The 24,310-nt window shown below is 50.9% G+C and carries 24 protein-coding genes; 13 read left to right on the top strand and 11 right to left on the bottom strand.

Translation table 11 applies throughout. The features are described 5' to 3' along the window. The first annotated feature begins 8 nt into the window (after nucleotides 1-8). On the top strand, nucleotides 9-587 hold the full coding sequence (locus JFY74_12280) for a molecular chaperone (GenBank protein ID QQG26914.1): 579 nt from the start codon (nucleotides 9-11) through the stop codon (nucleotides 585-587). Nucleotides 588-644: 57 nt separating this feature from the next. Here the strand turns inward: JFY74_12280 and JFY74_12275 are convergent, their stop codons facing one another. The 3 genes from JFY74_12275 to mdtH all read right to left on the bottom strand — a co-directional run bounded on the left by JFY74_12275 (nucleotide 645) and on the right by mdtH (nucleotide 3,446). After that, nucleotides 645-1,211, bottom strand: a complete 567-nt coding sequence (locus tag JFY74_12275; GenBank protein ID QQG26913.1) for a lipoprotein — start codon at nucleotides 1,209-1,211, stop codon at nucleotides 645-647. A 199-nt stretch (nucleotides 1,212-1,410) separates the two neighbouring features. Beyond that, nucleotides 1,411-2,058: a glutaredoxin 2 gene (grxB, locus tag JFY74_12270; protein ID QQG26912.1), complete on the bottom strand. Its 648-nt coding sequence runs from the start codon at nucleotides 2,056-2,058 to the stop codon at nucleotides 1,411-1,413. Nucleotides 2,059-2,240: 182 nt separating this feature from the next. Beyond that, nucleotides 2,241-3,446, bottom strand: a complete 1,206-nt coding sequence (mdtH, locus tag JFY74_12265; protein ID QQG26911.1) for a multidrug efflux MFS transporter MdtH — start codon at nucleotides 3,444-3,446, stop codon at nucleotides 2,241-2,243. A gap of 316 nt (nucleotides 3,447-3,762) precedes the next feature. On the opposite strand from mdtH, the gene rimJ reads away from it, so the two are divergent. From rimJ to murJ, 4 genes are all read left to right on the top strand, one after another. Further along, entirely contained in the window at nucleotides 3,763-4,341 is a 579-nt protein-coding gene (gene rimJ / locus JFY74_12260) for a ribosomal protein S5-alanine N-acetyltransferase (protein ID QQG26910.1), read from the top strand. Between the two features lie 9 nt (nucleotides 4,342-4,350). Next, entirely contained in the window at nucleotides 4,351-4,986 is a 636-nt protein-coding gene (locus JFY74_12255) for a YceH family protein (GenBank protein QQG26909.1), read from the top strand. Between the two features lie 28 nt (nucleotides 4,987-5,014). Further along, entirely contained in the window at nucleotides 5,015-5,995 is a 981-nt protein-coding gene (locus tag JFY74_12250; protein QQG26908.1) for a Gfo/Idh/MocA family oxidoreductase, read from the top strand. Between the two features lie 127 nt (nucleotides 5,996-6,122). Next, nucleotides 6,123-7,658, top strand: a complete 1,536-nt coding sequence (murJ, locus tag JFY74_12245; protein ID QQG26907.1) for a murein biosynthesis integral membrane protein MurJ — start codon at nucleotides 6,123-6,125, stop codon at nucleotides 7,656-7,658. Nucleotides 7,659-7,833: 175 nt separating this feature from the next. Here murJ and argS read toward each other — a convergent pair whose 3' ends face one another. Next, entirely contained in the window at nucleotides 7,834-9,564 is a 1,731-nt protein-coding gene (argS, locus tag JFY74_12240; GenBank protein QQG26906.1) for an arginine--tRNA ligase, read from the bottom strand. Between the two features lie 654 nt (nucleotides 9,565-10,218). Between argS and JFY74_12235 the strand changes: the two genes are divergently transcribed. Together JFY74_12235 and cutC are read left to right on the top strand one after the other, a co-directional pair. Then, nucleotides 10,219-10,764: a VOC family protein gene (locus JFY74_12235; protein ID QQG26905.1), complete on the top strand. Its 546-nt coding sequence runs from the start codon at nucleotides 10,219-10,221 to the stop codon at nucleotides 10,762-10,764. Between the two features lie 287 nt (nucleotides 10,765-11,051). After that, complete coding sequence (cutC, locus tag JFY74_12230; protein ID QQG26904.1) at nucleotides 11,052-11,810, top strand: copper homeostasis protein CutC; 759 nt, start codon at nucleotides 11,052-11,054, stop codon at nucleotides 11,808-11,810. A gap of 156 nt (nucleotides 11,811-11,966) precedes the next feature. Here cutC and cmoB read toward each other — a convergent pair whose 3' ends face one another. The 5 genes from cmoB to JFY74_12205 all read right to left on the bottom strand — a co-directional run bounded on the left by cmoB (nucleotide 11,967) and on the right by JFY74_12205 (nucleotide 16,508). Next, nucleotides 11,967-12,953: a tRNA 5-methoxyuridine(34)/uridine 5-oxyacetic acid(34) synthase CmoB gene (cmoB, locus tag JFY74_12225; GenBank protein ID QQG26903.1), complete on the bottom strand. Its 987-nt coding sequence runs from the start codon at nucleotides 12,951-12,953 to the stop codon at nucleotides 11,967-11,969. Continuing rightward, on the bottom strand, nucleotides 12,950-13,693 hold the full coding sequence (gene cmoA / locus JFY74_12220; protein QQG26902.1) for a carboxy-S-adenosyl-L-methionine synthase CmoA: 744 nt from the start codon (nucleotides 13,691-13,693) through the stop codon (nucleotides 12,950-12,952). The genes cmoB and cmoA overlap by 4 nt, the downstream gene beginning before the upstream one ends. A gap of 155 nt (nucleotides 13,694-13,848) precedes the next feature. Further along, a complete protein-coding gene (locus JFY74_12215; protein QQG26901.1) occupies nucleotides 13,849-14,244 on the bottom strand; it encodes an MAPEG family protein in 396 nt (131 codons plus the stop codon). Between the two features lie 155 nt (nucleotides 14,245-14,399). Next, on the bottom strand, nucleotides 14,400-15,212 hold the full coding sequence (locus JFY74_12210) for a DUF72 domain-containing protein (GenBank protein ID QQG30531.1): 813 nt from the start codon (nucleotides 15,210-15,212) through the stop codon (nucleotides 14,400-14,402). Nucleotides 15,213-15,290: 78 nt separating this feature from the next. Next, complete coding sequence (locus JFY74_12205; GenBank protein ID QQG26900.1) at nucleotides 15,291-16,508, bottom strand: EAL domain-containing protein; 1,218 nt, start codon at nucleotides 16,506-16,508, stop codon at nucleotides 15,291-15,293. 475 nt (nucleotides 16,509-16,983) lie between these two features. Between JFY74_12205 and aspS the strand changes: the two genes are divergently transcribed. The 6 genes from aspS (at nucleotide 16,984) to ruvB (ending at nucleotide 22,338) form a co-directional block, all read left to right on the top strand. Beyond that, on the top strand, nucleotides 16,984-18,780 hold the full coding sequence (aspS, locus tag JFY74_12200) for an aspartate--tRNA ligase (GenBank protein ID QQG26899.1): 1,797 nt from the start codon (nucleotides 16,984-16,986) through the stop codon (nucleotides 18,778-18,780). 1 nt (nucleotide 18,781) lies between these two features. Beyond that, nucleotides 18,782-19,225, top strand: coding sequence for a dihydroneopterin triphosphate diphosphatase (nudB, locus tag JFY74_12195; protein ID QQG26898.1), 444 nt, complete (start codon nucleotides 18,782-18,784; stop codon nucleotides 19,223-19,225). A 23-nt stretch (nucleotides 19,226-19,248) separates the two neighbouring features. Next, a complete protein-coding gene (locus tag JFY74_12190) occupies nucleotides 19,249-19,992 on the top strand; it encodes a YebC/PmpR family DNA-binding transcriptional regulator (protein ID QQG26897.1) in 744 nt (247 codons plus the stop codon). Nucleotides 19,993-20,095: 103 nt separating this feature from the next. Next, nucleotides 20,096-20,617: a crossover junction endodeoxyribonuclease RuvC gene (gene ruvC, locus JFY74_12185; protein QQG26896.1), complete on the top strand. Its 522-nt coding sequence runs from the start codon at nucleotides 20,096-20,098 to the stop codon at nucleotides 20,615-20,617. A 91-nt stretch (nucleotides 20,618-20,708) separates the two neighbouring features. Continuing rightward, nucleotides 20,709-21,326: a Holliday junction branch migration protein RuvA gene (gene ruvA / locus JFY74_12180; protein QQG26895.1), complete on the top strand. Its 618-nt coding sequence runs from the start codon at nucleotides 20,709-20,711 to the stop codon at nucleotides 21,324-21,326. Between the two features lie 7 nt (nucleotides 21,327-21,333). Then, nucleotides 21,334-22,338, top strand: coding sequence for a Holliday junction branch migration DNA helicase RuvB (gene ruvB / locus JFY74_12175; protein ID QQG26894.1), 1,005 nt, complete (start codon nucleotides 21,334-21,336; stop codon nucleotides 22,336-22,338). Nucleotides 22,339-22,420: 82 nt separating this feature from the next. Here the strand turns inward: ruvB and JFY74_12170 are convergent, their stop codons facing one another. Then, nucleotides 22,421-23,800: a carbohydrate porin gene (locus JFY74_12170; protein ID QQG26893.1), complete on the bottom strand. Its 1,380-nt coding sequence runs from the start codon at nucleotides 23,798-23,800 to the stop codon at nucleotides 22,421-22,423. Nucleotides 23,801-23,967: 167 nt separating this feature from the next. Further along, nucleotides 23,968-24,273, bottom strand: a complete 306-nt coding sequence (locus tag JFY74_12165; protein ID QQG26892.1) for a PTS lactose/cellobiose transporter subunit IIA — start codon at nucleotides 24,271-24,273, stop codon at nucleotides 23,968-23,970. Between the last annotated feature and the right edge of the window lie 37 nt (nucleotides 24,274-24,310).

Below are 24,310 nucleotides of genomic sequence, written 5' to 3'. Positions count from 1 at the left end.
GATTATGAATGAACGAGTTTTCTATTGTGTGCCGCCTATTGGGCACACTGTTTTATCGCCAGCCGCAGGATCCTTTACTGACGCCTCTATTCACGCTGATTAAGGAAGGGAAACTGGCGCAACACTGGCCGTTAGAGCAGGATGCGTTGTTGGAGCGTTTGCAAAAGGGTCTAGATTTGCCCGCAATGGCGGCAGATTATCAGGCGCTGTTCGATAGTGACAATGGCTCAGTGTCACCGCTGCGTTCGTCCTATGAAAGTGATGCTGATGACGCGGAAATTCGTACCTTTTTGCAACAGCGCGGCATGCCGTTAAATGACGGTGGTGTGGTTGGGCATTTTGGTAGCTTGTTGCTTGCCGCATCATGGCTGGAAGATCAGGCACAAGAAGACGAAACGGCGGCACAGATTACCCTGTTTGATGAATATCTCTTACCCTGGAGCGATCGTTTCCTCGGGAAGGTGGAAAGCCACGCCACCACCGCATTTTATCGCACACTGGCGATAGTGTGCCGCGAAGCGCTGGAAGCCATGCGGGATGAGCTGGGCGAAAGCGAAGAAGACGACGAGTCTGAAGTCGAAGAGTGATACGGTAGACCGACGATGCCGATAGCAAACATTGAGTATGCTATCGGCGAGTCAGCGTTAGTCAGTAAACAGGATAACGATCTGGCCGGGTTTGATTTCGATGCCTTTTGCCATCTTCTTCGCCATCGACTCCGTTGTGCTCTTATCCGCATTCAGCACGTAAGCTGGCTTTTGGTCAAAATAGCTTTTTAGCGATTGATTAAGATACGGGCTTAGCGTTTTCATTACCGTCTGCATTTTTTCCGGCTGTACGGTGTAATCAACCAATTCCATGTCTTTCAGGTAAATCGCGCCCTGCGCTTTATCAAATACCGGCTGTGCTTTCAGCGTAAGCTTCATGTCGGCAGCCTGATTGCCCAACAGGGACGAAATATCGACCTTCGCATTGCCCGTCAGGGTCACTTTCCCCGGTTCTGCCCGACCAATCTGGCTGGATAGCTCGGTCAACACGATATGGGCATCCACCACGCCAGGCACACCCAGCTGTTTCTGATAATCGTTGTGTTTTTGCAGGTACTCATTCACTTCCTGCTCACTGAGCGTGTATTGCGTGAGTTTATTACAGCCGCTGAGTGTAAAAGCAAGCAGCACTGCGGCCGCTGCCATCCATCCTGATTTTTTCATTATTCTGACCTCTTGGTGCTATTTACGCGCACAATTCATTCCTACGGTAGTCTATTCACATGAACGATCTCTGTATGTGAACAAGCAACACGATTCTGCACGGGCAGCGTGCGCCTGATGCGCAGGGTAAACAATAGGATAGCACTGAAATGGCCGATGATGCCGCTTCAGAATGAAGCGGCGGAGTAAAACGAAACGGTTAGATTGCCAGACTGCTGAGTAGTGTTACCTGAGTCTGTTTCGCCATGTTGTCCCGATAATCCGCAACGCGGGAAGGAGGGGTAACACCCGCAACGATGGACAACGAGCGGAGCAACGGGAAGAGGTTGATATCGTCCGTTGATAGCACGCCGTTACAGGCATTTGGTTGAACAATCAGCGGATCCAGATCCTGTAAGTCGTTGTTCAATTTCTTAATCAGCCCCTGTGAATGACTCCGGTGGTCTGCAAAGCTACCTAGCTGGGCTTCCTTTTTATTAACAAAGTATTGCCGGGCGGAAGCAGAGGCAAATTCTTCAAAGGCTGCCTGAGCAAAGCGGGGAATAATCAGGCGTGGCGTATACTCGGTGACTTTACGCAGCCAGGCGGCGATGGCCGGATTGGTTGAGCCAGTCAGCAGCGGTTTGCGGTCGTAATGATCGATGTAATGAACGATGTCCATGCTTTCTGGCATGTAGCTGCCATCGTCTTTTTGCAGAATGGGCACCATTTTCTGGCCGATCAATCTCTCTGGCGTTGCAGCATCATCGTTCGCCAGTATTTGCAGTTCGACAGGGAGATTTTTCAGGCCAAAGATCATGCGCGCTTTAACGCAGTAGGGACAGTGATCGTAAATGTAGAGCTTCATACGTCGTCTCCTAAATCACAGGTTGTAGACAAAGGCCGCAGGGCAGCCCAGCGTGTAACCCATCATCAAACAAAATAAGCCGAGTGTGCGAGAAGGCACGCGACGATAACAATTGTTTGAATGTATTAGGAAAGTATAGGAGGGCTTTACCGACGAGATCAAACTCGTCGGTAAAATTCAGACTAATGACCACCCAGCATCGCGGGCTCAATGCGGCGTTGGTTGAACTGCCAATAGAGTGCGGCTAACGTCAGGAACCCGATAGTGCCTAGCATGAACCACGGCAGTTCCGGTTGATTCAGTGCGTGTCCGGTATCGAATAGCCAGCCGCCGCCGCTGTAACCAATCGCGCCACCGAGCGCCAATCCAAGTCGACTGAAACCCATATAGCTGCCTCTGGCTCTGGAGTCTGCCAGCGAAGCGCTCAAGGTTTCACGCGCAGGTTCTGCAATAATCGAACCTACGTAAAACAGGCTGATCAGCAGCAGCAGGGTTTGCAGTTCTGTTGTCATCCCGATCGGGAACATACTGACGGACATAATGAAAAGCCCCGCCATCAGACGTTGTTCCAATCGGAAGCGCTTCTCGCTCCAGCGGGCGATAGGGTACAGCAGCGTTAGCGACAGCCCCGCTTCAATGGCGTACATCCATTTCACCGCAGACGGCGTTCCGGAGATTTCGTTGACCATAATGGGCAACATCAACAGAACCTGCACGGCCAGCATGTAGTAACCCGTCAGCGTTAACACATACATCAGGAAACGGCGGTCGCGAATGACACGCGTCAGACCTTCCAGTATTGGCGTCTTGACCGTCGAGATGCGATAGGCCGGCAACAGCCAGGCATTGAGTGCAGCAGCAAGCACAAAGATGACCGCGCCTGCCCAGCAGACGATCTCGAAATCATACTGGAGCAGCCAGCTACCAATGAGGGCACCGATAACGGCACCAGCACTGTCCTGCATCATTAACAGAGAGTAAAAACGGCCACGTTCCTGCGGACGAACCAGTTTGATGACCAGTGCAGTACGCGGCGGATCGAATAGCGTGCCGCCAAGGCCGGATAGCGCACAAGACAACCAGAGCAGCCAGGGCTCATCGGCAATCGCCATGAACACAAAACCGGAGGCACGCAGCAGCATCCCGGTAATAATCATCGGTTTGGCACCAAAACGGTCAGCAATGGCCCCGCCGAAAATACCGAGCCCTTGCTGAATAAACTGGCGCAATCCCAATGCGATACCGACTAATAATGCGGCCCAGCCGAGATCGTCGACAAAACGAATGGAAATAAGGGGAAAGACAACGAAGAATCCCAAAACCACCAGCATATTATCGAGTAATAGAAAATATTTACCCAAGCTCCGAGCTTGCGACATCAGAGGCATGTTTCACCACAACGAAGAAAGGAGGAAAATAACAGACGTGACTATTTTGTACTCTAATTCGACTTTGGTATAGCCTATTGTTGGATAATATTTTTTTATCGATTTAACGTTATGCGAGTAGCATTTCGGCGAGAAAAAATGATTTTCCCGATTCAACTGCGCAATAACTCGGCGACGAGGATTTTACGTCTATGAATTTATGTGGTTATAGTAAGGATTATCGGAAATACCGATATTTTCTGCTTAGGGAGAATAATCATTTTTTTCAGTGGCGATTAATTTTACTTATCGATAACATGGAGAGGTAGGGGGAAAAATGTTTGGCTATCGTTCAACGCCAGCAAGAGTGCAATTGACAACCGACAGGCTGGTGGTGCGTCTGGCCCATGAACGCGATGCATGGCGTCTGGCTGAATACTATTCTGAAAACCGTGATTTCCTTAAGCCGTGGGAGCCTGTGAGAGATGCCAGCCATTGTTACCCATCAGGCTGGCAGGCGCGGCTGAGCGTGATTAACGAGATGCATAAACAGGGCAGTAACTATTACTTTCTCCTGTTGGATCCGAATGAAAACGAAGTATACGGCGTGGCTAATTTCAGCAACGTGCTGCGGGGATCGTTTCATGCCTGCTATCTGGGTTATTCTCTCGGACAAAAATGGCAGGGGCTAATGTATGAAGCGTTGCAGCCAGCGTTACGTTATATGCAGCGCCAGCAGCATATGCATCGCATCATGGCTAACTATATGCCGCATAACCAGCGTAGTGGGAATTTGCTGACGCGTTTAGGGTTTGAACGTGAAGGTTATGCGAAGGACTATCTGCTCATTGATGGTAAATGGCAGGATCATGTGTTAACCGCGTTGACCTGCGCAGAGTGGAAGTCTCCGCGTTAAGGAAAAATGATGAAATACCAATTGGATGCGCGTGAAGCTCGCGTAATTGGCTGCATACTTGAAAAGCAACTCACTACGCCGGATCAATACCCGATGTCGTTAAATGGCATCACTACGGCCTGTAATCAAAAAACCAACCGAGAGCCCGTGATGGAACTGAGCGAAAGCGAGGTTCAGCAAACGCTGGATTTACTCGTGAAGAAGCATTTCCTGCGCACGCTCAGCGGGTTTGGTAATCGAGTGGTGAAGTATGAACATCGTTTTTGCAATTCTGAGTTTGGTGACCTGAAACTCTCACCTGCGGAAGTGGCGCTGGTGACGACGCTGCTGCTGCGCGGTCCGCAGACGCCGGGCGAGTTGCGTACGCGTGCCGCCCGATTGCATGAATTTTCAGATGTCAGTGAAGCCGAGTCTACCCTTGAACAGTTGCAACAGCGTGAGGATGGGCCATTTGTCGTCCGGCTGGCACGTGAAGCAGGGAAACGAGAAAGCCGCTATCAGCATCTTTTCAGCGGCGAGGTCAGTGAGATTGTTGCTCCCGAAGCGGACAGCGCAAGTGATAATTCACCGCTGGCAGAGCGTGTTGAGGCGTTAGAAAAAGAGGTTGCTGAACTCAAACGTCAGCTTGCCGCGCTGTTAGCGTAATGAACTGGTATCAGGGAGAAAGTTCGTCATGAAGCCTCAGCTTACGCCTGCGGAAAGCATCGCAGAACATCGTATTTCAGAACATAACGTCTCCGCCCGACGTCCCCGTATCGGCGTCGTTGGGCTGGGATCCATCGCGCAGAAAGCCTATTTGCCGATTCTCAGTCAGGCTGAACGCTGGGAACTGGTTGGCGCGTTTTCTCCCGATTGGCAAAAGACGCAGCGGATTTGTCAGCACTACCGGATGACGAGTTTCTCGGCGCTGGATACGCTGGCAGAGCAGTGCGATGCGGTCTTCGTCCATAGCAGTACTGCCAGCCATTTTTCTGTTGTGAGTCAACTGCTTAACGCGGGTGTCGATGTCTATGTGGATAAACCGCTGGCAGAGCGGCTTACGCAGGCGGAAGCACTGGTCGAATTGGCGGAGCAACAACAAAAAATTCTGATGGTTGGCTTTAATCGCCGTTTCGCACCGTGCTATCAGCAGCTAAAACAGCGGCTGGAGCAGCCGGCATCTTTGCGTATGGATAAACACCGCATTAATGGCGTTGGGCCGCAGGATGTTCGTTTTACTCTGCTCGACGATTATCTGCACGTGGTGGATACCGCACTCTGGCTGGCGGGCGGCGATGCTCAACTGATTGATGGTGTGTTGCATGCGAATGCGGATGGTCAATTGCTGTATGCCGAGCACCATTTCCAGAGCGGCGGCTGTCAGGTGACGACCAGCATGCATCGCCAAGCTGGAAGCCAGCGCGAATGGGTTCAGGCTGTTACCCAAGGTGGGCTCTATCAGGTGGATGAGATGCGTGAATGGCGTGAAGATCGCGAAGGAATAACGATCCGTCCGGCCGTACCCTCCTGGCAAACCACGCTAGAACAACGCGGATTTGTCGGTGCGGTACAGCATTTCATCACAGCCATTGAACAACGGAAACCAGCGGAAACATCAGGTAACCAGGTATTGCTGTCCCAGCGAATGATTGAACAATTGCTGGGAAAAAGCTGAAAAGTTCGGTGGTTATGACAATGTTCGGTAGCTATTACACGCGCAATGCGTAGACTAGTCGCACCTCGCAATCAGGATGACCTTAACGGGTTAATAATCGGTCCTGAACCGTTCAGAAAATAATCGGATGAATTTACTTAAATCACTGGCTGCCGTCAGTTCTATGACCATGCTATCGCGCGTTTTAGGGTTTGTGCGCGATGCAATCGTCGCCCGTATTTTTGGTGCAGGTATGGCGACGGATGCCTTCTTTGTGGCGTTCAAACTGCCTAACCTGCTCCGACGAATTTTCGCGGAAGGCGCGTTTTCACAGGCTTTTGTGCCGATTCTGGCCGAATACAAAAGTCAGCAGGGCGACGAAGCTACGCGGACGTTCCTCGCTTATGTTTCCGGTATGCTGACGCTGATTCTGGCGTTAGTCACCGTGGCGGGGATGGTCGCCGCACCGTGGGTTATCATGGTGACTGCTCCCGGTTTTGCCGCGACGCCAGAGCGCTTTGAACTCACTTCGGATCTATTAAGAGTCACGTTTCCCTACATCCTGCTGATCTCGCTGACCTCTATGGTCGGTTCGGTGCTAAATACCTGGAACCGTTTCTCGGTGCCTGCGTTTGCACCGACATTGCTTAATGTCAGCATGATTGGTTTCTCGCTGTTTGCCGCCCCGTATTTTAATCCACCGGTGATGGCGCTGGCCTGGGCGGTATTGGTTGGCGGTTTACTGCAACTCGGCTATCAGCTACCGCATCTGAAAAAGATTGGCATGCTGGTATTGCCGCGTTTGAAGTGGCGTGACCCGAGCGTCTGGCGAGTCATGAAGCTGATGGGGCCTGCGGTTCTGGGCGTCTCGGTGAGCCAGATTTCGCTCATCATCAACACCATTTTTGCTTCCTTCCTCAGCGAAGGGGCGGTGTCATGGATGTATTACGCCGACCGCCTGATGGAGTTTCCTTCCGGCGTATTGGGCGTGGCGTTAGGGACGATCCTGCTCCCGTCGCTGGCGAAGAGTTTTGCCAGTGGCAATCATGACGAATACTCCCGTCTGATGGATTGGGGGCTCCGCCTGTGTTTCCTGTTGGCGCTGCCGAGCGCCGTGGCATTAGGCATTTTGGCTAAGCCCTTAACCGTGTCGCTGTTCCAGTACGGCAAATTTAGCGCCTTTGATGCGCTGATGACCCAGCGTGCGCTGATTGCCTACTCGGTCGGATTGATGGGACTGATTGTCGTCAAAGTACTCGTGCCCGGTTTTTATTCTCGGCAGGATATCAAGACGCCGGTCAAAATAGCGATAGTCACGCTGATCCTGACGCAAGTTATGAACCTGATCTTTATCGGCCCGCTGCAACATGCTGGTCTGGCGTTGTCTATCGGTCTAGCCTCCTGCCTGAATGCCGGACTGCTGTATTGGCAACTGCGTAAGCAGGATATTTTCCAGCCGCTGCCGGGGTGGCGGAGTTTTCTGGTTCGCCTGCTGGCTGCCGTTATTGTGATGTCGCTGGTTTTACTGGGCATGCTGTGGTGGATGCCCGCGTGGGATGACGGCAATATGACGATGCGCATTCTGCGCTTGTTGCTGGTTGTGGTCGCAGGGGCGGGTTCCTATTTTGCCACGCTGGCGCTGTTGGGATTCCGTCCTCGGGATTTTGCCCGCCGTAGCGTGTGACAACGTTATGCCATTGCGGAATAAAAAAACGTAGGGAACGTTTTTCAACCTTGCACAGCAACGCCCCGCAGGGTGACGGACAAAGATGTTCGTCATAAAAAAACGCCATTGGTTTGTCACCAATGGCGTTTTTGCTTTCAATCGATAGATAAATAAGTTTTCAGTCGATGGAGAATTACATCTTCTCGACGGTTTCGATGCCCAGCGTATCCAGACCTTGCTTCAACGTTTTCGCAGTCAGCAGTGCCAATCTCAGACGGCTTTGACGCACGTCGTCACTTTCGGCATTAAGAATCGGACAGTGCTCGTAGAAACCGGAGAACAGACCCGCCAGATCGTACAGGTAACTACACATCACATGCGGCGTGCCTTCACGGGCGACGGAAGTGATGGTTTCTTCAAATTGCAGCAGACGAGTGGCAAGCGCAAATTCGCGCTCATCGTTCAGCGTAATCGGCTGCGTTAAGCTGTCTTCCTGTATGCCTGCACGCTTGAAAATAGACGCGACGCGCGTATAGGCGTATTGCATGTAAGGCGCGGTATTGCCTTCAAACGCCAGCATGTTGTCCCAGTCGAAAACGTAGTCCGTGGTACGGCTCTTCGACAGGTCGGCATATTTGATCGCGCCGATAGAAACCACTTTCGCCAGCGCGGTTAACTCATCGCTTTCCATCTGTGGATTTTTCTCTGCGATGAGCTTCAGGGCGCGATCGTAGGCTTCATCCAACAGCTCGGACAGTTTGATCGTTCCGCCAGCACGCGTTTTGAATGGTTTCCCGTCTTTGCCCAGCATCATGCCGAACATATGGTGTTCTAGGCTGACAGAATCAGGCACATAGCCGGCTTTACGCACGATGGTCCAGGCCTGCATCAAATGCTGATGCTGACGAGAATCGATGTAGTAAAGCACGCGATCGGCGTTCAGGGTTTCATAACGGTATTTGGCGCAGGCGATATCCGTTGTGGTGTAGAGATAGCCGCCATCCTTTTTCTGGATGATAACGCCCATCGGTTCGCCTTCCTTGTTTTTATATTCATCAAGGAAAACGACCGTTGCGCCTTCGCTCTCAACCGCCAGACCTTTTGCTTTCAGGTCGGCAACGATGCCCGGCAGCATGCTGTTATACAGGCTTTCACCCATAACATCCTGTTTGGTCAGCGTGACGTTGAGGCGTTCATAGTTGATCTGGTTCTGCGTCATGGTGATATCGACGAGCTTGCGCCACATCTGACGGCAATACTCATCACCACCCTGCAATTTCACCACGTAAGCGCGTGCGCGTTCAGCGAAATCGGCATCTTCATCGTAGTGTTTCTTCGCTTCACGATAGAACGCTTCGAGATCGGACAGATCCATCTCGCTGGCGCTTTCGTTTTGCATTTTTTCAAGGTAGGCAATCAGCATGCCGAACTGCGTACCCCAGTCACCGACGTGGTTGGCACGAATAACATTATGACCCAAGAACTCCAGCGTACGGGCTGCGGCATCACCAATAATAGTTGAGCGCAGGTGGCCAACGTGCATTTCCTTCGCAACGTTAGGAGCAGAGTAATCAATCACGACCGTTTGTGGTTCAACTGGCGTTAAACCCAGTTTCGGTGAATTCAGGGTATTTTCAACCTGGCTCGCGACCCACTGCTTATCGAGAAAAATATTAATAAATCCCGGGCCTGCGATTTCTGTTTTTTCCGCAATGCCTTCCAGCGCCAAAAGCTGGACGACTTTTTCGGCCAATTGTCGCGGCGGCATACCCAGTTTTTTGGCCACGGCCATAACGCCATTGGCCTGATAATCACCAAACTGTGCTTTTGCCGACTGGCGAATCTGAGCTTCGCTATCTGCTGGCGCGCCCGCGGCGGTTAACGCCTGGCTGACTTTTTCGGAGAGAAGAGCCTGAATATTCACCGGTTTACCTTAAATAAAAAATTAAGCCTTGCTTATACCATATTTGCCTTTCCTCGTCAGCAGACGGGGAAGGGCAAAGGGATGTTCAGGCGAAAAAACACCCAGACAGCGGGAGATTAAAGAAGAGGGAACGAGATAAAAAAGGATAAGGAGAACACGACAAAAAAGAAAAAGCAGTTTTAGGTAGAATAAAAATAAATCAAATCGCGATCTTAACGTTTTTTTGACCGACTATTTGCACCAATTTTATGCGATTCTCTGGTTTTAAAATGACGAAAAATAGCATATGCCGCAATAGCGATAAGTGCGATGGATATAATGAGTAAAACCATGGTGATATCTCTGCATTATTATTTATTTTCTTAATTTATACGTTTTCTATTAGGCGTACAATGGGGCAAATATTATTTAAGATTCCTCCCAGAATAGATTGCGAGAAGTATCGCAGATTACACCGGGTAAAAAACATTTCCGTTTATTAATCAAACACCATGGTTACCTTTTCTTTGCATTTAATGCGTTTCACGTAATGAAGGTGTAAATAAATGTACGTGGATAAAAATAGAATTTAATTAGGATATGTCACGGGTATGATATTCTCACAGTGCAAATGGTGATTGATAATGTGAGAGGCCGCGAGGAGTGTTACCCGATATGTTACCCGATGATTTGATGACGGATTTAGCGCGATTTGAGCAAGCGCTACAGGAATTGGCCGATGTGCTACAGCTGGATTTAGGCGCATTTCATGCGGACCATATTTCGCTGCGCTGCCATCAGAATACGACGGCTGAATCATGGAAAGCGGCGTTGCTAAAGGCGGGTAGCCTGCTGTCTGAAAACCAAATCAATGGCCGTCCAATCTGCTTGTTTATACTGAATAATGCGCTATCGGTAGGACCCTGGCAGGTTACGTGTATTGAGCTGCCGTGGCCGGGGAAGAAGCGTTATCCCCATGAAGGATGGGAGCATGTGGAGTTGGTGCTGTCTGGCGATGCAGACACGTTGCATCAGCGTGCATTGGCCTGTTTGTCGGATGATGCGCTGCGTACGCCGGGTATCAAACTTAAATTCAGTTCTCCGCAAGGTGAAAAAGAACGCATTCCTAACCCGACACTGGCGGTAACCAATGGGAAAGTGACAATAAAATTTCATCCATTTGATATACGTGATGTTGTCGCGAGTGAAATGTCTTCGTGATGAGAATAGTGGATAGGCCGCGCGTAGAGTAATCAGAAAGATAACATTGGCGGAAAGATAAAATGGTGTGCCACGTTATTGATGCCATTTTCTTTTACAGTGGAAAAGATTAATAAAATTGTGGTTTATGTCATGTTTATTTCGGCACTGTATCGCGTTCATTGTGACTCCTGTCTCCTCATGATATGAATGCGAATGCCATAGTTATTACTTTAATCGGCGTGATGATTCGTCGATTTTTCGATAATTAAGAAAAGTGGTCTGGGAGTTTACATGGAGGAGCAGCGATGACGAAACTGGAAGTATGCTGTTATAGCGTTGATTGCGCGATAACAGCCGCGCAGTCTGGGGCTGACAGGATTGAACTCTGTGCAGGACAGCGAGAAGGCGGGTTAACGCCATCCTATGGTGCGCTGCGTGGCGCGCGTGAAAAGGTCGTGATTCCTGTCCACCCGATTGTGCGCCCGCGGGGAGGCGATTTTTGCTACAGCGCGACGGAATTTGCTGCCATTAAATATGACATTGAGCAGATTCGTGAGATGGGTTTTCCCGGCGTTGTTGTTGGTGCGCTCAACGAGGAAGGGCACATTGATTTGCCCAAAATGCGCGAAATCATGGCGGCGGCTCAAGGCATGGCGGTGACCTTTCATCGCGCGTTTGATATGTGTCTGAACCCATACATTGCACTGGAACAGCTCACTGAACTTGGCGTATCGCGCATATTGACCTCTGGGCAGCAGCAGACGGCGGAAAATGGGTTGCGATTATTACGTGAACTAACACAGGCCAGCCGCGGTCCAATTATTATGGCGGGTTCTGGCGTGCGGCTGACTAACGTGCACAAATTTCAGCAGGCTGGTATCCGGGAACTACACAGTTCCGCAGGCCAGTGGACACCCTCTCCGATGCGCTATCGCAAAATCGGCGTGTCAATGTGCTCTGATACGGAATTAGATGAATTTAGCCAGTATTGCGTGGATGGTGATGTGGTGGAAGCAATGAAGCGTGCAGTCAGCCCGGACCGTGAAATGCAGTACGTGTCATGATGTAAAGAATTTCACGGTGCAGGGGGAGAGCGACAGCGTTGTTCTCAACACCACATCGTCATTCTTCAATTTTGCCGCGCCGCATACCATCAGGTGTGCATGGCAAGTACCAAGCCCCAGCGTGTTGTTGGGGCTTTTTTTGTCTAGCGCAGTAATTTAGGGCTGGTAGATGCCGGGTTTACGGGCAACCAGTACGGCACGTACTGGGGCGGGGTAACCTTCCACCGTTTTCGTTGGATCCTCAGGATCGAGGAATTCAGCCAGCGACTCCGTGATCATCCAGTCAGTCCGACGCTGTTCCTGCGTTGTCGTGGTGCAGATATCGACGACGCGGACATCAACGAACCCGCATTTCTCAAGCCATGTTGTCAAGGCTGCGGCAGAAGGGATGAAATACACATTGCGCATTTGTGCGTAGCGTTCTCCCGGTACCAGCACCTGATTTTCATCGCCTTCAATGACCAGCGTTTCCAGCACCAGTTCGCCACCTTCCACCAGCTGATTCTTCAATTGCCACAGATGATCGAGCGGGGAGCGACGGTGGTACAGCACGCCCATAGAAAACACGGTATCAAACGCAGCAAGTTCGGGGAGTTGCTCAATGCCGAGCGGCAGAACGTGCGCCCGCTGATCGTTGCCGAGTAGCTTACGCACGGCCTCAAATTGGCACAAGAACAGCTGCATGGGATCGATTCCGACTGCCATCGTGGCACCTTCACCCACCATCCGCCACAGGTGATAGCCGCTGCCGCAGCCTACATCCAGAATCAGGCGGTTCTTCAGCGGGCTGATATGCGGGAGAACACGTTGCCATTTCCAGTCAGAACGCCATTCTGTGTTGATATCCACGCCGTAAAGCGAAAAAGGGCCTTTACGCCAGGGCATCAGGTTACGCAGCAGCTTTTCAATGCCTTCACGCTGGCCGACGGAAATATCGGGCTCCATGCGTGCTGTGACGCTGTCGTTCAAATCCAGTGACGTTGGCGTTAACGACGGGAGATGTTCCAGCGAGTTAAACCAGAGTTTGAACTTACCGTGCAAAGATTCCTGCTGCCAACTGCTGAGCTGTGAAGGCAGCGTGTTAAGCCAGTGGCTGAGCGGACCTTTTGCGATTTGCTGGTAAAAATTGCCGAAATCGATCACGCCTTTTCCTCTGCTTTCACGGCTAATAACGAGCCAAAATTAAAACACTGAAACCAAATCTCGCTGTGCTCAAAACCGGCATCTGCCAGTCGAGCCTTATGGGTTTCTACTGAGTCGGTCAGCATGACGTTTTCCAGCATACTACGCTTCTGACTGATTTCTAACTCGCTGTAGCCATTTGCCCGTTTGAAATCGAGATGCATGTTGAACAGCAATTCACCGACGTCTTTGTCCGCAAAATTGAATTTCTCAGAGAGCACCAGCACGCCGCCGGGATTGAGTCCCTGATAAATACGCTTGATGAGTACCTGACGCTGGGAAGGTTCCAGAAACTGAAGGGTAAAGTTCAGCACCACCATAGACGCATTTTCGATATCAATGTTCAGGATATCGGCTTCTATAATCTCGACGGGCGTATCGGAACGGAAAGCGTCAATGTGGCTGCGGCAGCGTTTCACCATTGCCGGAGAATTGTCTACCGCGATAATTTTGCAATCTGGGACATGAATATTACGTCGCATAGACAACGTGGCGGCGCCCAGCGAGCATCCTAGATCGTAAACGTGGCTATCCGGGCGGACGAAGCGTTCTGCCAACATGCCAATCATCGAAATGATGTTGGAATAGCCGGGTACAGAACGTTGGATCATATCGGGAAATACGTCGGCAACGCGTTCGTCGAATGTCCAATCGCCTAAATTGGCAATTGGCACAGAAAAAAGCATATCGCGGTTTGGCATGGCAGAAAGTGCACTGAGAGTAATAAAGAGGCGCGCATTCTAGCAGAATACACAGTGTTCTTCACCTTCCACAGGGTATGGACGCGGTTTTTGATTCCCGGACGTATAAATTCCGCGCGTCCGGGAGGAACAGGTCTCGTTCTTGTTTCACGCCATCAATACAGCGTGAAAACCAGATCCCAGGGGAAATAATAGAGGTTTGCTGCAATCATCAGGATGAGCGAGGCATAAGTTGCCGCCATACCTGAACGCCGCCAGCGGAATTCGCGATGCCGAAGGCCGTAATAGTGAACTAAACGTCCGGTGATCAATAAAATGCCGCAGAAGTGGATCATAATGATAAGGGCGCCGTTCATTTCCATCAGAACCAAGAGGATTGTTGCAATCGGAATGTATTCCACTGCATTGCCATGTACCCGGATCGCCGTTTGCAATTCATAAAACCCGCCGTCGCCGTAGGCCACGCGATACTGCATTCTGAGTTTCACAACATCAATGGACAACTTTATCAACAAGATTGCGCCAAGCACGATATAGAGCGCACTTACCATGTTTTACCCCGTGACCTAACCGAAAACGGCTTGCAGAATAATAGCTTTACCTAACGCAACTGTCGCCTGGAAAGGTCGATTTTTTTAGCGAAAATAGGTTACGCTGCGAAATTGCTTATAACTAAACTAACTAATAAATACGGATATTGGGTGGATCAAAAGAGCGTCGCCTGCTGTGGCCAATCTGGTTGGGGTGGCAAGGTTGGGGCGATTTCGGCGAGTAAGGGCCAAAGCTGTTGTGCCAGCAGCGGGGCATCACCGATATCCGGTGTATGAATAAAGAAGAAGGGATTCGCCTCGTGCCACTGCGGCAGCTTGTTACGCCATGACTCGAACCAGCGAAGATTTTCTTTCAGCGTTTCACTACCGATAAAGCGAATCAGCGGCTGCGTGGCGGTCAGCACGGCGTGTACCGGTACGCGAGGCTTCTTCCGCTGGGCTTCACGCATGGCAGCGCTTTCTGGAGCGGCGTGGTGAACCGGACGGCTGTCAAGAATCACGCGATTAATACCGCGCTGCTGTAGCCCCTGATTCAACGCGCGTTCTTCATCGCCTTTAGCGAAAAATAGCAAGTGACGTACTTCTACACCGTAGCTAAATCCCTGCGGCAAAGCATCAAGAAAGCGCCACAACACGGGCAACTGCGCAGGGCCGAAGGTGGCTGGGAGTTGCAGCCATAATTGTCCGATACGGTGTGCAATCGGTTCAAGGCATTGATAAAAAAGCCCGACATCGCTATCACAGTTCTGCAAGGCGGCTTTATGACTGACCGTTGAGGGGAACTTGAAGCAAAAGCGGAAGTTATCATGCGTCATATCACGCCAGCGTTCGACAACCTCGCGTGAAGGCAACGCATAAAAGGTCGTATTACCTTCAACACAGGTAAAATGGCGGCTGTAGTCGGCAAGATCGTTTAACCCCAACCGACTCCAGGCGGGATGCTGCCATTGTGGTAATCCGATATACATCATGTCGTCGTCATCAATAGAATGCCGACGATTATCGCGTAATTGTCCGGGCAGCGCGAGTGAGTCGAGATAAATCGTTCATAAAATCTCATCCGCCCACTGTGTTGCTTCCATGATCATGCTAAAGAAGTTTTCCTCATCAATACCCAACTGGGTTAACAGTTGCTCAAGCGCTTCCCATTCTTGCTGTTCGTATTTAGATATTAACGTCAAATAAATCGCAAGCTCGCCGGTATTTTCTAATAAGCTCTGGTTAATTTTTTCCGATAGGGCGATTTGCGAAAGCAGCAGCGGCATCGGGGAATCCAATACGGCATCAAGCAGCGATAATAACCCGCAGAGAAACGCCTCGGTGGTATCGCCCTTCGCATTGAAAGAGGCATGCAATAATTCGAAGAATCTGGCGCGAATTAAGCTGGTGCGATAAAGCTCGCTGGGTTTATTCTCATTACTGTTGGTAATGCTAATTAATGACACAAAACGTTTAAGCTCTCGTTGTCCAAGCAGCATCGCCATCGCGCGGAAAGACATGGTGGTCGCAGTAATACCAAAGCGAGTGGTGTATTTTATATTGGTGATGTAGCGCATCAATTTATAATAAAGCGACAGATCGGCACAGACCAATTCTTCGATCGTGGCATAGTTGATCTCAGGTTTATTGACTTCTCTCAGCAGTCTGATGGTGTTGCTGGAGTTATTGACCAATTTTTTTGATTTGATCATTTCAGGACGACTGAAAAAATATCCCTGAAACAGTGAGATGCCCAGTTTCTTACTTTGCAGGTACTGCTCATGTGTCTCTACCTTCTCGGCCAGATAGATTAACTTGCGCTGCGTGGTTCTTTTGATGAAATTTTCAATGTCGCCAAAAGTCGACAGGGTTAAATCGAATTTGATGATATCAACGTAAGGCAAAAACCGATCCCATTCTGAATCCATCGAAAAATCATCAAGTGCAATTTTGAAGCCCTTTCTTTTTAGCTTTTTTACGGCAGAAAAGAGATCATTGTTGGGGATTGAATTTTCAAGGATCTCAATAACGACCTTTTCCTGTGGTAGTACCTCAGCCTGGCCATTGATCAACATCTGATGGGGGAAATTAATGTAGTAAGGCTGTTCAACCACAGATTTTGTCAACGGATTGGTTAAGAACTGATCGGAAATAAGCTGTGCGGTTGCAAATTCAGGACTCACGTCAGGAAATCTATTGGTGATGTCCATGCGGAAAAGGAGTTCGTAAGCAACGGTTTGGAGGTGTTGATTTAAAATAGGTTGACGGGCAACAAATGAATACATACTTGTTCTCCATGTAAACCATACGCATTAGCCAATAATGGAAAAGCGCTTTTTATTAAAATTTTTATAAAAATAAGCAGTTACTCAGTAATTTTAGCAGGTTTTATTAAAAGAGAAGGTTGGCTTCCGCAAATCCTCACGCGATGTGTGTCGGTGAGTTCTGCCTCTTTGGGCTGATGAGTGGGGTTTCCTCAGGCGTTCAGTTTTGCAACAACTCTATGCGGATTAGTGAACATTCCGTTAACCGGAACGGAAATTTCGTAAAAAGAGTAGGCGGCAGCGTCGCAGAGCGTTACCTTCATGCTTATCGTTCGGGCGAATATCCTTTATAATAGCCGCCTTTTTTCATCGGACAGTAACCCAGAAAAAACCATGCCGTGCAGCGAAAATGTCACTGTTTTGCACTGTGATTTACCGTGAAAAGTAATCTACCGTGAGAACGTGTGAGCTGGCGGATGAGTAAAAGGACATCGTGATGCGTACTAATTATTGCGGGCAGTTGAATTCGTCCCATGTGGGCCAGGAAGTGACATTGTGCGGTTGGGTTAACCGCCGCCGCGATCTGGGTGGTTTGATTTTTATTGATATGCGTGACCGCGAAGGGCTGATTCAGGTGTTCTTTGACCCGGATCGTCAGGACGCATTTAAACTGGCATCCGAGTTGCGTAACGAATTCTGCATTCAACTTACCGGTGTCGTACGCGCCCGTCCAGAAAGCCAAATCAACAAAGATATGGCGACGGGTGAAGTCGAGATTTTTGCCAACGCACTGACGATCGTTAACCGTTCTGAAGCGCTGCCGTTGGACTCCAACCAAACCAATACTGAAGAAGCGCGTCTCAAATTCCGCTATCTGGATTTGCGCCGTCCCGAAATGGCGCAGCGCCTGAAAACGCGTGCTCGTATCACCAGTTTTGTGCGTCGTTTTATGGACGACCACGGCTTCCTGGACATCGAAACCCCGATGTTGACGAAAGCGACGCCGGAAGGCGCGCGTGACTATCTGGTGCCGAGCCGCGTACATAAAGGCAAATTTTATGCGCTGCCGCAGTCTCCACAGCTATTCAAACAGCTGCTGATGATGTCTGGTTTTGACCGCTACTATCAGATCGTCAAGTGCTTCCGTGACGAAGACCTGCGTGCCGACAGGCAGCCAGAATTTACCCAGATCGATGTGGAAACCTCTTTCATGACCGCGCCACAGGTGCGTGAGGTGATGGAGAAGCTGGTGCGTGAACTGTGGCAGGATGTGAAAGGCGTCGATCTGGGCGATTTCCCGATCATGACGTTCGCAGAAGCTATGCGCCGTTTCGGTTCCGACAAGCCCGATCTGCGTAACCCGCTGGAACTGGTCGATGTTGCCGATCTGGTTAAAGACATTGAATTCAAAGTCTTCTCCGGCCCGGCAAATGATGCTAAAGGCCGCGTTGCCGCTATCCGCGTACCGGGCGGCGCACAGCTGAGCCGTAAGCAGATTGATGAATACGGCAAGTTTATTGAAATCTACGGCGCGAAAGGTCTGGCTTACATTAAGGTCAACGAGCGTGCCAAGGGTCTGGAAGGCGTGCAAAGCCCGGTAGCAAAATTCCTGAGTGAAGATGTTCTGTCTGCCGTGTTGGATCGTACTGCGGCACAAGATGGCGACATCCTGTTCTTTGGTGCAGACAGCGCGAAAGTAGTGACCGATGCGCTGGGTGCGCTGCGTCTCAAGTTGGGTCGTGATCTGAGCCTGACGAAAGACAACAGTTGGGAACCGCTGTGGGTTGTCGATTTCCCGATGTTTGAGGAAGATGGCGAAGGCGGTCTTGCTGCGATGCACCATCCGTTTACTGCGCCGCGCGACATGCTGCCTTCTGAATTGGCAGCTAATCCGGTTTCGGCGATCGCCAACGCGTATGACATGGTCATTAACGGTTATGAAGTGGGCGGCGGTTCCGTGCGTATTCACAGTGGTGAAATGCAGCAAACCGTGTTCAGCATTCTGGGTATTACCGAACAAGAACAGCGTGAGAAGTTTGGCTTCCTGCTGGACGCCTTGAAATATGGTACGCCGCCGCATGCGGGTCTGGCGTTTGGCCTTGATCGTCTGGTGATGTTGCTGACGGGCACCGATAACATTCGTGACGTTATCGCCTTCCCGAAAACGACGGCAGCAGCGTGTCTGATGACGGAAGCGCCAAGCTTCGCCAACCCGGCCTCGCTGGAAGAGCTTGCCATTGCGGTTGTCGTGAAAGGGAAAGCGGCTCAGGATGGAAAATCCGAGAACGAATAAGATGGTATACAAGCGACCCGTTTCGGTTCTGGTGGTGATCTATGCCCGTGACACCGGGCGGGTGCTGATGTTGCAACGGCGCGACGATCCTGAATTCTGGCAGTCGGTAACTGGCAGCATAGAAGAAGGGGAAAGCGCGCCGTATGCCGCACGGCGTGAAGTCAAAGAAGAAGTTAACATCGATATATCCGCGGAAGCGTTATCACTCTTTGACTGTCAGCGCTGTATTGAGTTTGAGCTATTTGCTCATTTGAGACGTCGCTATGCGCCGGGGGTCACGCACAATACCGAACACTGGTTTTGTCTGGCGTTACCTGCTGAGCGCGAGGTGCAATTATCCGAGCATCTTGCTTACCAGTGGCTGGATGTGCCCCACGCGGCGCAGTTGACCAAGTCCTGGAGCAACCGGCAGGCGATTGAGGAATTTGTTATTTATCCGGCCTGAACAGGCTTTTTTCGGAGATTTTTATGGCAGGTCATAGTAAGTGGGCTAACACAAAACATCGTAAAGCAGCACAGGACGCCAAACGCGGTAAAATTTTTACCAAGATTATCCGCGAACTGGTCACCGCAGCCCGTTTGGGCGGTGGCGATCCGGGTTCTAATCCACGTCTGCGCGCTGCGATCGATAAAGCACTGTCCAACAACATGACGCGCGATACGCTGAACCGCGCGATTGCCCGTGGTGTCGGCGGTGATGATGATGCCAACATGGAAACCATCATTTATGAAGGTTACGGCCCAGGCGGTACTGCTGTCATGGTGGAATGCCTGAGTGACAACCGTAACCGTACCGTTTCCGAAGTGCGCCACGCGTTTACGAAAACCGGCGGCAACCTGGGTACCGATGGCTCTGTTTCGTACCTCTTCACCAAGAAAGGCGTCATTTCTTACGCGCCGGGTCTGGATGAAGATGCGGTGATGGATGCAGCACTGGAAGCCGGTGCCGATGACGTTGTGACGTATGACGACGGTGCGATTGACGTCTTCACGCCGTGGGAAACGTTCGGTGATGTGAAAGATGCGTTGGATGCAGCTGGCCTGAAAGCAGAATCTGCGGAAGTGTCGATGATTCCGTCTACCAAAGCGGATATGGATGCGGAAACGGCACCGAAGCTGATGCGTCTGATCGACATGCTGGAAGACTGCGACGATGTGCAGGAGGTTTACCACAACGGTGAGATCTCCGATGAGGTGGCTGAACTGCTGTAATGGCTGGTCGGTAATGCAACGTAGCAATAGCTATCCACATCCACACGGGCGAATCTGCGGAGCGGCACGATGACAGTCGTAGCACCATGGCAATCGTAGCACTATGACAATAATAGTAGGCATTGACCCCGGTTCGCGCGTGACGGGTTATGGCATTATCCGTCAGCAGGGGCGTCATCTGACGTATCTCGGCAGCGGCTGTATCCGTACCGTGGTGGATGATATGCCCACGCGGCTGAAGCTGATTTACGCTGGTGTCAGTGAAATCATTACGCAATTTCGCCCAGACTGTATGGCGATTGAGCAGGTTTTCATGGCGAAAAACCCGGATTCAGCCTTGAAGCTGGGGCAGGCGCGCGGTGTAGCTATCGTTGCCGGTGTGAATCAGGATCTGCCCGTGTTTGAATACGCGGCACGACTGGTGAAACAAACGGTGGTAGGGACGGGGGCGGCGGATAAAAAGCAGGTGCAGCATATGGTTCGCTCACTGCTGAAACTGTCGGCCAGCCCGCAGGCGGATGCTGCCGATGCGCTGGCGATTGCCATTACTCACTGCCACTTTAGCCAAAGCCTGCTGCGAACAGCGGCGGCGAAAGTGAACCCGCTGGCAGGAAGACTGCGCTGAAACAGGAGGCTGGATATTCATCCAGCCTTTTTTATGTTATATACTCGTCATACTTCAAGCCATTCTTTCCCTACGTAAAAGGAAGCGCAACGTGATAGGTCGTCTCAGAGGCATTATTCTGGAAAAACAGCCGCCGCAGGTGCTGATAGAAGCTAACGGCGTGGGTTACGAAGTCCATATGCCGATGACGTGCTTTTACGAACTCCCTGAACTCAATCAGGAAGCGGTCATCTTTACCCATTTTGTCGTCCGCGAAGATGCACAGCTGCTGTTCGGCTTTAATGATAAGCAAGAGAGGGCGCTGTTCCGTGAGCTGATCAAAGTAAATGGCGTCGGACCGAAGCTGGCGCTGGCGATTCTCTCTGGGATGTCCGCGACGCAGTTTGTCAGCGCCGTTGAGCGTGAAGAAATCGGTGCGTTGATTAAACTTCCGGGCGTTGGTAAGAAAACGGCGGAAAGATTGGTTGTTGAAATGAAAGATCGCTTCAAGGGCTTGAGCGGCGATCTGTTTAATCCAGTCAGCGATATTCCGCTGGCATCGCCCGCTACCGCAGACAGTCGCGTTGGCGAACCTGAAGCGGAAGCTGCAGCAGCACTGGTTGCGCTAGGTTACAAACCACAGGAAGCCAGCCGCATGATTTCCAAGATTGCGCGTCCCGATGCTGACTGTGAAACCCTAATCAGGGATGCACTGCGCGCGGCGCTGTGAGGTATTCATGATAGAAGCCGATCGTTTGATCTCCGCTGATGCCGTTCCCGAAGAAGAATTTATCGACCGTGCGATCCGCCCTAAATTGCTCACCGAGTATGTGGGGCAGCCGCAGGTGCGTGAGCAGATGGAAATTTTTATCCAGGCAGCTCGCAAACGTGGGGATGCGCTGGATCATCTGCTCATTTTTGGTCCTCCCGGTCTGGGTAAAACGACGCTGGCGAATATTGTTGCTAACGAAATGGGCGTGAATATGCGCACGACGTCGGGTCCGGTGCTGGAAAAAGCCGGCGATCTCGCCGCGCTGCTGACTAATCTTGAACCGCATGACGTGCTGTTCATCGATGAAATCCACCGTCTGTCGCCCGTTGTGGAAGAAGTGCTGTATCCGGCGATGGAAGATTATCAGTTGGATATCATGATCGGTGAAGGGCCTGCCGCCCGTTCGATCAAACTCGATTTGCCTCCTTTTACGCTGATTGGCGCAACGACGCGTGCAGGTTCGTTAACCTCGCCATTGCGCGATCGTTTCGGCATTGTGCAGCGTCTGGAGTTTTATAAAGTTGAGGATTTGCAGTATATCGTCAGCCGCAGCGCACAGTGTTTAGGGCTGGATCTGACATCGGATGGCGCGCTTGAAGTGGCGCGGCGCGCGCGGGGTACGCCGCGTATTGCTAACCGATTATTGCGACGGGTGCGTGATTTCTCCGAAGTTAAGTCGGAAGGGGCGATTACCGGTGATGTGGCGACGCAGGCGTTGGATATGCTGGCGGTGGATACCGAAGGCTTTGACTACATGGACCGCAAGCTGCTGTTGGCGATCATCGATAAATTCATGGGCGGCCCCGTTGGTCTGGACAATTTAGCGGCAGCGATTGGCGAAGAACGTGAAACGATTGAAGACGTGCTGGAGCCGTTTCTGATTCAGCAAGGGTTCATTCAGCGTACGCCGCGCGGTCGAATGGCGACGCAGCATGCCTATCGGCATTTTGGCTTAACGCGTGAAGATTGAGGTTAACGGGTGGAAAAACGTATCGCCTAAGAAATGCTTTCCATATTCAGGGAGACCACATGGTCTCCCTGAGTTTATGTGATTAGAACCAGGCTTCCCACATTGCCCCAACGTTGAACGAATCGAGCTGTGTGTTGACGCCGGTCGTTGTCCGCGCGGTGTGTTTGTTATCGACTTCCCCGCCAGTGACGTAGAAACGCAGCATCGGTCTGAACTCCGGTCCCATGGCGATCGAGACATTCTGGGAAAGCGTCAGCTTCCACCCTTTGTTATCACCACCCTGACCGTAATCTACATGTTGATAGCCCGCTTCAAGCCAGGTGGAATGCACATCATTCCAGAAATACATCGGTCGCACGATGGCATTGTAGTTACGACGATCGTCTTGACTGGCTGAGTCATTCGAGTAGTCATGGTAGGCCAGCAGATATTCGACCTGCGTTTGCGGCGTGAATTTGTATTTACCCTCAAAGCTGGCATAGAAGGTTTTCAGGTTGTCCGTTTTGTTGTAAACGCTATTATCCGCATTGTCCGAGTAGCGAGTGATAAACTGATTGAGGCTATTTTTTCCCGTATGGCTCAGGACCGCGCCACCTTGCCAGGCTTTCAGGCGCGCATCGTTATCTACCGCTTTCGAGTCAAAACCGTAGTTCGCGTACAGCGAGAGATCCAACGGCCCCAGCTTGATGCCATGCACTTTGGACGTCAGTGCGTAATTACCTTTATCGCCCGTGCCGGAACTGCCGGTACAGCTGATGCGTGAGGGGTTCGCGTTATTCGTGATCACTTCGGGGTTACAGGATTCCACGGCCGCGACGGCCGCCACATCGAATTGAATACCACCGAGATCAAAATTCTTTATCCCTGCGCCCTGACCGTCGTGGTTCATCCAGAAGTAGTCGTTAATACCTTGCTGTGGGCGCTGGTGGAAATCGCGTCCGGCCCAGAGATAGGCGTTTGGCTGAGAAGCAAACAGGTTGGTAACGCCTGCATAGGCTTTTTTCAGGTTAACTTCGTCGCCCCAGTGGTCGATCATCACGACGACATCCCAGATTGCGCCGTTGTTACTTTTGAAAGCCTTGGAAAGCTGGAATTCGCCGCCATTGCCTTCGTTGCCCAGACGGCCCAGTGCGGAGGCACCGTTATAGGAGCCGTCAACTGCAACATATTTCTGGTCACCGCTCTGGAATTGCGCACCGTAACGCGCATAGCCAGTGAAGTTGATGCCATAAGGTATCGCCATGTCAGGCGTTTTGGGGGTGTCGGGTGTCGTCAGCGGATCGACCTGTTTACTGGCAATTGCGTCTAATTTAGCCTGACGTTCTGCCAGCGCTTTTTCTACGGCCTGAGCAACGATACGATCTAATTGCTCTTGAGTAATCGTTTCTTGTGCGAATGCGGAACCGGAGCAAAGGGAAGCCAGTACCGCCAGTGTAACGGGCAGTTTTTTGGAATTTGTCATAGTCATCTCAATTCGGTAAGTTATTTTCAGACAATAACCATCCCGCTCTGATTGGCGTGAATAATGGCACGGCACTCAGAACAAGGTGATTGTTATTTTTTTAAACGGGTACAGCGTAATTAAATAACTGACGTAATCGATCCTCCCTATAAGGGGATTAAAATGAACTATTGCCGCTGATAGAGATGAATAATCTCTTCTGATAATTCGCGTGCAAGCAGTGATGTCATTAAATGGTCTTGAGCATGAACCATAATTAATGTCATTGGCTGTCTGGCTTCTCCCGCATCCTGTTCGATCAGCTTGGTCTGCATATGGTGGGCTTTGCGCGCGTAACCATCGGCTTCCTTCAACAGATTTTTGGCCTCATCAATGTTACCTTTACGCGCAGCGTGTAGCGCTTCAAAACACAGACTACGCGACTGTCCCGCATTGACGATAATTTCCATTACTGCATCTTCTAATGTAATCATCATATGACCTATTTTTATGTGAGCGAATATTCGCAGC

Origin of the sequence: Pectobacterium carotovorum, from assembly GCA_016415585.1 — a bacterium.
GTDB lineage: Bacteria > Pseudomonadota > Gammaproteobacteria > Enterobacterales > Enterobacteriaceae > Pectobacterium > Pectobacterium carotovorum_K.
The sequence above is the reverse complement of the archived record's forward strand: the minus strand, read 5'-3'. Positions and strand labels throughout refer to the sequence as shown.

What these genes read in the sequence shown, in the direction of transcription:
- cutC (QQG26904.1), top strand. Translation starts at nt 11,052, where the DNA reads ATGACGAAACTGGAAGTATGCTGTTATAGCGTTGATTGCGCGATAACA.
- ruvB (QQG26894.1), top strand. Translation starts at nt 21,334, where the DNA reads ATGATAGAAGCCGATCGTTTGATCTCCGCTGATGCCGTTCCCGAAGAA.
- JFY74_12205 (QQG26900.1), bottom strand. Translation starts at nt 16,508, where the DNA reads ATGTATTCATTTGTTGCCCGTCAACCTATTTTAAATCAACACCTCCAA.
- JFY74_12255 (QQG26909.1), top strand. Translation starts at nt 4,351, where the DNA reads ATGAAATACCAATTGGATGCGCGTGAAGCTCGCGTAATTGGCTGCATA.
- JFY74_12275 (QQG26913.1), bottom strand. Translation starts at nt 1,211, where the DNA reads ATGAAAAAATCAGGATGGATGGCAGCGGCCGCAGTGCTGCTTGCTTTT.
- JFY74_12170 (QQG26893.1), bottom strand. Translation starts at nt 23,800, where the DNA reads ATGACAAATTCCAAAAAACTGCCCGTTACACTGGCGGTACTGGCTTCC.
- JFY74_12165 (QQG26892.1), bottom strand. Translation starts at nt 24,273, where the DNA reads ATGATTACATTAGAAGATGCAGTAATGGAAATTATCGTCAATGCGGGA.
- grxB (QQG26912.1), bottom strand. Translation starts at nt 2,058, where the DNA reads ATGAAGCTCTACATTTACGATCACTGTCCCTACTGCGTTAAAGCGCGC.
- cmoA (QQG26902.1), bottom strand. Translation starts at nt 13,693, where the DNA reads ATGCCAAACCGCGATATGCTTTTTTCTGTGCCAATTGCCAATTTAGGC.
- murJ (QQG26907.1), top strand. Translation starts at nt 6,123, where the DNA reads ATGAATTTACTTAAATCACTGGCTGCCGTCAGTTCTATGACCATGCTA.
- JFY74_12280 (QQG26914.1), top strand. Translation starts at nt 9, where the DNA reads ATGAACGAGTTTTCTATTGTGTGCCGCCTATTGGGCACACTGTTTTAT.
- ruvC (QQG26896.1), top strand. Translation starts at nt 20,096, where the DNA reads ATGACAATAATAGTAGGCATTGACCCCGGTTCGCGCGTGACGGGTTAT.
- aspS (QQG26899.1), top strand. Translation starts at nt 16,984, where the DNA reads ATGCGTACTAATTATTGCGGGCAGTTGAATTCGTCCCATGTGGGCCAG.
- JFY74_12210 (QQG30531.1), bottom strand. Translation starts at nt 15,212, where the DNA reads ATGTATATCGGATTACCACAATGGCAGCATCCCGCCTGGAGTCGGTTG.
- mdtH (QQG26911.1), bottom strand. Translation starts at nt 3,446, where the DNA reads ATGCCTCTGATGTCGCAAGCTCGGAGCTTGGGTAAATATTTTCTATTA.
- JFY74_12235 (QQG26905.1), top strand. Translation starts at nt 10,219, where the DNA reads ATGTTACCCGATGATTTGATGACGGATTTAGCGCGATTTGAGCAAGCG.
- JFY74_12190 (QQG26897.1), top strand. Translation starts at nt 19,249, where the DNA reads ATGGCAGGTCATAGTAAGTGGGCTAACACAAAACATCGTAAAGCAGCA.
- rimJ (QQG26910.1), top strand. Translation starts at nt 3,763, where the DNA reads ATGTTTGGCTATCGTTCAACGCCAGCAAGAGTGCAATTGACAACCGAC.
- JFY74_12250 (QQG26908.1), top strand. Translation starts at nt 5,015, where the DNA reads ATGAAGCCTCAGCTTACGCCTGCGGAAAGCATCGCAGAACATCGTATT.
- nudB (QQG26898.1), top strand. Translation starts at nt 18,782, where the DNA reads ATGGTATACAAGCGACCCGTTTCGGTTCTGGTGGTGATCTATGCCCGT.
- JFY74_12215 (QQG26901.1), bottom strand. Translation starts at nt 14,244, where the DNA reads ATGGTAAGTGCGCTCTATATCGTGCTTGGCGCAATCTTGTTGATAAAG.